6 protein-coding genes are annotated in these 7,905 nt (G+C 68.8%); 1 reads left to right on the plus strand and 5 read right to left on the minus strand.

Going from position 1 to position 7,905, the window contains the following annotated elements; all coding sequences use genetic code 11:
• Window positions 1-454: 454 nt before the first annotated feature.
• From AB0G10_RS32515 to AB0G10_RS32535, 5 genes are all read right to left on the minus strand, one after another.
• Window positions 455-1,033 (minus strand): pentapeptide repeat-containing protein, encoded by a 579-nt coding sequence (locus AB0G10_RS32515; RefSeq protein WP_360930383.1) that lies wholly within the window; start codon window positions 1,031-1,033, stop codon window positions 455-457.
• A gap of 105 nt (window positions 1,034-1,138) precedes the next feature.
• Complete coding sequence (locus tag AB0G10_RS32520; protein WP_360930386.1) at window positions 1,139-1,813, minus strand: MarC family protein; 675 nt, start codon at window positions 1,811-1,813, stop codon at window positions 1,139-1,141.
• Between the two features lies 1 nt (window position 1,814).
• Window positions 1,815-3,056 (minus strand): arginine deiminase, encoded by a 1,242-nt coding sequence (gene arcA, locus AB0G10_RS32525; RefSeq protein WP_360930388.1) that lies wholly within the window; start codon window positions 3,054-3,056, stop codon window positions 1,815-1,817.
• A 14-nt stretch (window positions 3,057-3,070) separates the two neighbouring features.
• Window positions 3,071-4,471: a basic amino acid/polyamine antiporter gene (locus AB0G10_RS32530; protein ID WP_360930391.1), complete on the minus strand. Its 1,401-nt coding sequence runs from the start codon at window positions 4,469-4,471 to the stop codon at window positions 3,071-3,073.
• A gap of 55 nt (window positions 4,472-4,526) precedes the next feature.
• Window positions 4,527-7,343 (minus strand): GH92 family glycosyl hydrolase, encoded by a 2,817-nt coding sequence (locus AB0G10_RS32535; protein WP_360930394.1) that lies wholly within the window; start codon window positions 7,341-7,343, stop codon window positions 4,527-4,529.
• Window positions 7,344-7,412: 69 nt separating this feature from the next.
• Between AB0G10_RS32535 and AB0G10_RS32540 the strand changes: the two genes are divergently transcribed.
• Window positions 7,413-7,856, plus strand: coding sequence for an ASCH domain-containing protein (locus AB0G10_RS32540; protein WP_360930397.1), 444 nt, complete (start codon window positions 7,413-7,415; stop codon window positions 7,854-7,856).
• Window positions 7,857-7,905: the final 49 nt, after the last annotated feature.

Below are 7,905 nucleotides of genomic sequence, written 5' to 3' on the forward strand. Positions count from 1 at the left end.
AAGTCAACAAGATCGCGGTTCGGCATCCGGTTTCTGGCGCACGCCACCGGCGGCCGGGCTTTTCAGGCCGCGCCTGGCCTTCAACACGTCGTCCACTCCGCGATCTTGTGAAGCTCTGCCGGAACGGTGCGGTGGAAGTCAACAAGATCGCGGGCCGGCATCCGGCTTCTGGCGCATGCCGCCGCCGGCCCAGCTCTTCCGGCCGCGCCTTGGCCTCCAACGACGTCGTCCGGTCCGCGATCTTGTGAAGTTCTGCTGGAACGGTGCTGTGGAAAGTCAACAAGATCGCCGGGGGAGTCGTGGGACGCCGGCGCGGGCGGCGATCCAGCTCCTTTGAGAGGCCCCGGCATCCGGCTCTCGGCGCATGCCACCGCGGGCCCGAGCCCTTCACGCACGACCTAGCCTCCTAGGACGCCGCCATCGTGACGCGACGATCTGGGGTGGTCGGAAACGGTCAGTCTCGGATTTGGAGGCCCAACGCCATGGCGATCGTCGTGGCCTGGTCGGCCGTGATGAGGGCGTTACGGATCTCGGTCTCGGTGGGGTTCAGGGCGGACAGGTCGGAACCTCGCAGATCGCAGCCGGTGAGGTCGGCGGCTGTGAGGGTGGCGCCGGAGAGGTCGCAGGCTCGCAGGGTGCCGTTGCGGATGCGGGCGCCGGTCAGGTCGGTTTCGCGCAGGCGTACGCCGGTGAGGGTGGCACTGCCGAGGTCGGCGCGGATGAGGCTGGTGAAGGACCAGTCACCGCCGTCGATGGTGGTGATGTCGAAGGTGCAGCGTTCGAAGTGGCTGCCGACCGCCTTGCAGTTCTCGAACGTCGCGTCGAAGAAGTTGCAGTTCAGGAACGTGCAGTTGAGGTAGGCCACGTCGGTCTGCCGGGAGCAGTTGAACCGGGCGTCGCGGAAGGTGCAGCCGTCGAACTCGACGCCGGCCAGGTCGGTCTCGCAGAGGTCGAGTCCGGAGAACTCGACGCCTTCGTGCCGGGTGAGGCGGCCCGCCCCGGCATCCCAGTCCTTCGTCGTGACGATCGGCATGCGCCTCACCTTAGGCCCTGGTTCGTAGAGGATGGCTGGGCTGCGGCGTGGCCCAGCCGCCGTGCGGCCAGACGACACCTGGACCTCGCCTCGCTCCTGCCCCCTCTACGAACCAGGGCCTAAGCGAGCGGTCACCAGGTCGGTGAAACCGTTCGCCAGCAGGATCACGGCGATGGCGGTGAGCAGGATACCGGCCACCCGGTCGAGGATGGCTGCGGCCTGCGCGGAGATGCGGCGTTCGACGTGCCCGGAGAGGTAGAGCGTCACGCCCGTCACGATCGCGTAGGCGAGGGCGGCCAGGGTCAGCCACAGCCGGCCCGGGATGTCGCCGGCGTCGGCGGACGCGGCCACCCCGAAGGCGAACGTCGTGCCGCCTACGGTGAGCGGGAACGTCAGCGGCGTGAAGAGGATGTCCTTCGGAGAGGGCGGCGGCGCGGGCGGAGGAGCCGGAGGAGCCGGAGGAGAAGGAGAAGAGGAGGGAGGAGGGGGAGCAGAGGTGGTGCCGCGCATGAGCGGGACCGAGGCCAGGATCAAGGCGATGCCGCCGGTCGCGGTCAGCGCGGCCGTGCTGATGCCGAGCAGCTCCAGCAGCGGCTCGCCCACCCAGACCGCGACCAGCACGAAGCCGAACGCGTTGGCGGCCAGGCCGAGGGCGAGCCGGACCTGCTGGCTGTGGGTGTAGCCACGGACGTACGGCAGATAGGAGGAGAGCGCCGCGACCGGGCTGTAGAGGGCGAAGAGCGCGAGGAAGAAGACCAGCGCTTCGTATTTGAACGACATATCAGAAATCGACGGCGTCCCGACTGATCGGGCAGGTCATGCAATGCCCGCCGCCCCGCCCGCGACCCAGCTCCGCCCCGACGATCGTGATGACTTCCACCCCGGCCCGCCGCAGCAGCGTGTTCGTCGTCGTGTTCCGGTCGTACGTGAACACCACGCCCGGCTCCACGGCGACCGCGTTGTTGCCGCTGTCCCACTGCTGACGCTCCGACGCGTACACATCTCCGCCCGTCTCGATCACCCGGAGAGCTTTGAGACCGAGTGATTCCGCGACGACCTCGGTGAATTTGCGATCGCCCTCGTCGGCCACCTCGACGCCCGGGTCACGGTCGGACGGATACAGCGAGAACGTGTGCACCCCGTCCATGATGTTCGGGTAGAGGGTGACGATGTCCCGGTCGGCGAAGGTGAAGACGGTGTCGAGGTGCATGGCCGCCCGCAGCTTCGGCATCCCGGCCACCACGATCCGCTCGGCCGCGCCGGCCGCGAACAGCGCCGCCGCCACCTGCGTGATCGCCTGCCGGGAGGTGCGCTCGCTCATCCCGACGAGCACGACGCCGTTGCCGACCGGCATGACGTCGCCGCCCTCGAAGGTGGACAGTCCCCAGTCCTGCTCGGGGTCGCCCCACCAGACGGTGGCGCCGGCGAAGTCCGGGTGGAACCGGTAGATCGCCTTCATGAGCAGCGTCTCGTCGTGCCGGGCCGGCCAGTAGAGCGGGTTGAGCGTGACCCCGCCGTAGAGCCAGCACGTGGTGTCGCGGGTGTAGAGCGTGTTCGGCAGCGGCGGCATCAGGTATTCGCGGACGCCGGTCGCCTCGCGGGCCAGCGCCACGTACCCGGATCGGAAGTCGTCCGGCAGGTCGGACGTGGCGAGGCCGCCGATCAGGAACTCGGACAGCTCGCGCGGCTTGAGCTCGTCGAGGAACGCCCGGGTGTCGGAGACCAGCCCGAGCCCCACCTCGTTCGCGACGATCTTGCGGTCCAGCAGCCAGGTCTTGGCCTCCGGGATGGCCACCGTCTCGGCGAGCAGCTCGTGCAGCTCCACCACCTCGACGCCCCGGCCGCGCAGCTTGTTGACGAAGTCGAGGTGGTCGCGCTGCGCGTTCTCCACCCACATGACGTCGTCGAAGAGCAGGTCGTCGGAGTTCGTCGGGGTGAGCCGGCGGTGTGCCAGGCCGGGGGAGCAGACCAGGACCTTGCGGAGCCGGCCGACCTCCGAGTACACGCCGAAGTTGGTGGACATGGAACGAGCCCCTCTCAGATGGAGATCCATCCCGCGGCGAGCGCGGTGATGCCGGCGACGGCGCCGATCACGGAAACGGCGAGGATGACGAGCTCACGACCGGAGAACAGCTGCCGGCCCTGCTCCCGGCGCGCCTTCACGAAGAGCAGCGTGGCCGGGGCGTAGACGATGAACGAGACGAGGATGAACTTCGGACCGGCCGCGAAGAGCAGGAAGATCGTGTACGCGACGGCGAGGAACGCGACGATCCGCTCGCCGCCCCCGCGCGCGATGCGGAGCGCGTAGCCGGCCGCGAGCAGGAACGGGATCAGACTGAGCGCGCTGGTCAGGTCCAGCGCGAAGTTGAAGGCGTCCTCGGAGAAGTACGTGACGATCAGGACGACCTGGACCAGGATGCTGGTGAGCAGCAGCGCCGCGAACGGCACGTCCCCGCGCCGGGTCCGGCCGAGGAACCGCGGCATGTCGTCGTCCTTGGCCGCGACGTAGAGCACCTCGGCCGCCATCAGCGTCCACGCGAGGTAGGCGCCGAGCACCGAGACGACCAGGCCGACGCTGACGAACGCCTTGCCCCAGCCGCCGACCGCGGCCTCCAGGACCCCGCCCATCGAGGGCTGGCGGAGCTGCGCGATCTCGGCGGCGGGCAGGATTCCGTACGAGACGATGGTGACCGAGGCGAAGACCGCGAACACGCTGAGGAAGCCGAGGACCGTGGCCCGCCCGACGTCCTGCCGGCGCTGCGCGTGCCGCGAGTAGACGCTCGCCCCCTCGACGCCGAGGAAGACGAAGACGGTCACCAGCATCGTGCCCTTGACCTGCTCGAACAGGGATCCGTATCCGACGCCGCCGCGCAGGTTGTCGGCGAACACCGCCGGGTCCAGGGCGAAGAGCGCGAGAAGGACGAAGACCAGGATGGGTACGACCTTCGCGATCGTCACGATCCGGTTCAGGACCGCCGCGTCCTTGACCCCGCGCTGCACCAGGTAGAAGAAGAGCCAGACGCCCGCGGTCGAGCAGAGCACCGCGAGCAGCGTGTCACCGTCGCCGAACGCCGGGGCGACCGCACCCAGGGTCGACATGATCAGCACCCAGTAGGTGACGTTGCCGACGCAGGCGCTGGCCCAGTAGCCGAACGCCGAGAAGAAGCCGAGGTACTCGCCGAAGCCCGCCTTCGCGTACGCGTACACGCCGGCGTCCAGGTCGGGTTTGCGCAGCGCCAGGGTCTGGAAGACGAACGCGAGCATCAGCATGCCGGCGCCGGCGATGGTCCACGCGATCAGCGCCCCGATGACGCCGGTCTCCTCGGCGAAGCGGCGGGGCAGCGAGAACACGCCGGCGCCGACCATGCCGCCGACGACCATCGAGGTCATCGTCAGCAGGGTCAGTTTCTGGGTCGCCGTGGTCTCGGTGGTCGTCACAGGGCTGGACGCTATTTTCGGCGCCCAGCCCCGGACCTCATCCCCGACGGGTGATTCAGAGGATCGCGACGTCGAAGACGTGCATGATGCCCCTGTCGGTGGACTCCGGAAGGACCACGGCATCCACGATCTTCGCTGTGTCGAGCGCGGCCGGGTCGGTGGCGAAGATCCGGAACGTGCCGCTTCCCCCCGTACCGTTGGCGTTGTTGCGACCGCTCAGGGTGACCAACGCGGTGTTGCCGGTGGGTGCGGCACCCGCCCAGTCACCGAAGGTGACGGAAACGTCCTGGCTCGTGCCGTCGGTGTACTCGACGCGCGCCGTGCCGGTGGCCGGGCCGTTCGTGGCGAGCCCGAGGAACGAAACGCTGCCGGCCGCGGCGTCCGGGAGATCGATCCGCTGGCCGTGCGGGATCCAGTTGTCGGGCTCCCCGGGTGCGGCGTCCGGCCAGGTGAAGGCGCCGATCCGGTCGCCGGGCGCGGCGCCCGCCTGCGCCAGCGCGGTGCGCGAGAGCGACCAGTCGCTGAGGTCCAGCGAGCCGAGGTTCCCCTGCCCGTCCGGGGTGGTGCCGACGTTGTTGCGGGCGTCGGCGCCGCCGGTCCAGGACCGCGGCGTGATCTTCCCCCAGTCACCCGGCGTGGCCGACACGGTCATGTCGAGGGTGCCGGTGGTCCGCGCCGGGATCCAGTTGGCATCGGTCCACCGGCCGTTGACCCGCAGGCCGGTCGTGTAGCGCCTGCCCTCCGCGACGCCGTGCGCCTTGATCTTCAGCTTGCCGATCGTGACGCGGTCGAACATCGGCGCGCTGACCAGCAGGTCGCCGGTGCCGTAGACGGCCGGGTAGAGGCCGATCGTGGCGAAGACGTACCAGGCGCTCAGCGAGCCCTGGTCGTCGTTGCCGGGCAGGCCGGACGGCGTCGTGTCGTACATCTCGGTGACGGCGCGGTAGAGCACGTCGGTCGTCCGGTCCGGCCGCCCGAGCCAGTGATGGACCCACGGCGTGCCGAACGCCGCCTGGTTCGACAGATAGTTGCCGGTCTGGGTGTAGGCCCCAGCATCAAGATCTTTATTGAGTACGTCGAGAGCGGCCGTGGCGGCGTCCGTCCCGCCGCGCTTCGCGATGAGCGTCGCCATGTTGTGCGGGACCATCCAGCCGTACTGGTAGCCGGTGGACTGGTTGAACTGCCCGCGGCCGGCGCCGTCCTCGCGGACCCGCAGGTCGAACGAGCGGTCGAACCCGGTGCGCTCGCGCGGCCGGATGTGCCCGGTCACCGGATCGAAGACGTTCATCCAGCTCTGCGAGCGGGCCAGGAAGAAGTCCCGGTTCGCGGTGTCGCCGAGCCGCTCGGCGAGCTGGGAGATCGCGAAGTCGTCGATCGCGTACTCGAGGACGCGGGAGGTGGCGAAGTCGCCCTTCCGGTTCTCGATCATCCCGGTCGAGAAATACTGGTACGCCTCGCTGCGGGTGGTGCGGGTGGCCGGCAGCTTCTGGGTCTCGACCATCGACTCGAGCGCGGCCCGCCGGTCGTAATCGGTGGCGCCCATGTCGTCCAGGGTCGCGAGGACGACCTGGTAGTTGTCGCCCTGCATGCGGGCCGCGCCCGGCGCCCACCTGCCGGTCTGCTCGACCATCGCGACGATCGACCGGCTCAGGTCCTGCGCCACGTCCGGGAAGGTGAGGGCGATCAGCTGGGCCTGGCTGCGGTACATGTCCCAGCCGGAGCCGGCGAAGTTGAGGTTCTGGTAGAAGTGCTGGTTCTTCTCGATCTCGTGGATCTGCTTGTCGTAGCCGAGGTACTGGCCGTTGACGTCGTCGCGGATGTTGGGGTGCAGGAAGGAGTGGTAGAGCGCGGTGTAGAGCTTGATCCGCTGCTCGTCCGTGCCACCCTTCACGTCGACCGTCCCGAGGGCCTTCTCCCAGGTGCGCTTCGCGTCCTTCCGTACGTCCTGGAAGGTCTTCTTCTTCGTCTCCCGGTCCCGGTTCGCGGCGGCGTTGCCGACGCTCACGTAGCTGAAGCCGGTCTTCGCGGTGACCGTGGCGCCGTCGGCGAACGTGACCCAGGCGCCGGTGTCGTGCCGGTAGTCGACGCTCGTGTCGGTGCCGGCCTTGACCGCATGCGTGGAGCCGGGGGTCAGGTCGGCGTCGTTCCAGGTGCCGTAGCCCGTGAACGGCTGGTCGTAGGTCGTCGAGAAGTAGGCCCGGTAGGTGTTCCCCACGTCGCAGACGTCCGCGCCGAACATCCAGCCGCTGACGGTCCTGGTGGCCGGGTCGATCGTCACCTCGCTGCCGAAGGTGCGGTTGTTGGGACCGCTGACGTCGAGGATCAGCGTGGATTTTTCGGAAAAATCGTATTTTGCTACGGCGGTCCGCGTGGTAGCCGTGAGCTCGGTCGTGACGCCGTTGTCCGTGGTGACCCGGTAGTAGCCGGGCTCGGACTCCTCGTTCGCGTGGTCGAAGCCGAGGTAGTAGCCCTTGATGTCGGCCGACGGGTTCACCGGCAGGGTGTCCCCCGCGTACGGGATCGTCGGGAACTCGTATCCGCCGTACCGCCCGGTGCAGCCGGTCCCGGAGTAGCGGGTCATGCCGAAGCCGCGGATCAGGTTCGCGGTGTACTCGTAGCCGCCCTTCTCACCGACCAGCGCGTTGCCGGGCTTGTAGGTGGTCGGACTGGGCTGCACCATGCCGAAGGGGAGAGCGGCGCCCGGGAACGTGTTCCCGTACGCATCATTGCTCTTGTTCTGCGAGGTGTCGAACTCGGTGCCGATGAACTGGTCGACCGCGTCGAACGGCGCCAGATCCGGCGACTGTGCGTAGGCCGGGGCGGGGGTGAGCAGCACGGCCAGACCCGCGGCGAGCCAATGACGTAGGGGCATCCCTCCATGCTGGACCCGCCGGCCGAATCCGGGTTGTCCTCGAGGCGTCCTCTAGATCAACATGGCGTGGTGTCCCCACTCGATATGACCGCCGCCGCCGCGTTCTGGAAGTCGTCGGGCTTGACCGGCGACTACACGGTCGAGCGCTTCGGCGACAACGCCGCCCTGGCCGACGAGCTGCTGGAACTGGTGATCTCCGGCCGCAAGCGGGCCACGGCCTCGCTGGTGCGCCAGTTCGGCGACGAGCCACTGCCGCGGATCGGCGTGCACTGGATCGTCTGCGACGGCGCCGGCCGCCCGCGGGTCATCCTGCGCACGGTGTCCCTGCGCCTGGGCCCGTTCCTGAGCGTCACCGACGACTTCGCGCACGCCGAGGGCGAGAACGACCGCACCCGCGACGGCTGGCTGGCCGCCCACCGGGCCTATTTCACCCGCGTCTGCGAAGGAGCATTCGACGAGGACCGTGAGGAGGTCCTCTTCGAGCGTTTCGAGGTGGCCCACCTACCGGCATAACGTCCGCGTGTTGAGTTGGGGTGCGGATCGGACCGTTACTCAACACGCA

Origin of the sequence: Actinoplanes sp. NPDC023714 (genome assembly GCF_040639855.1) — a bacterium.
Lineage (GTDB): Bacteria > Actinomycetota > Actinomycetes > Mycobacteriales > Micromonosporaceae > Actinoplanes.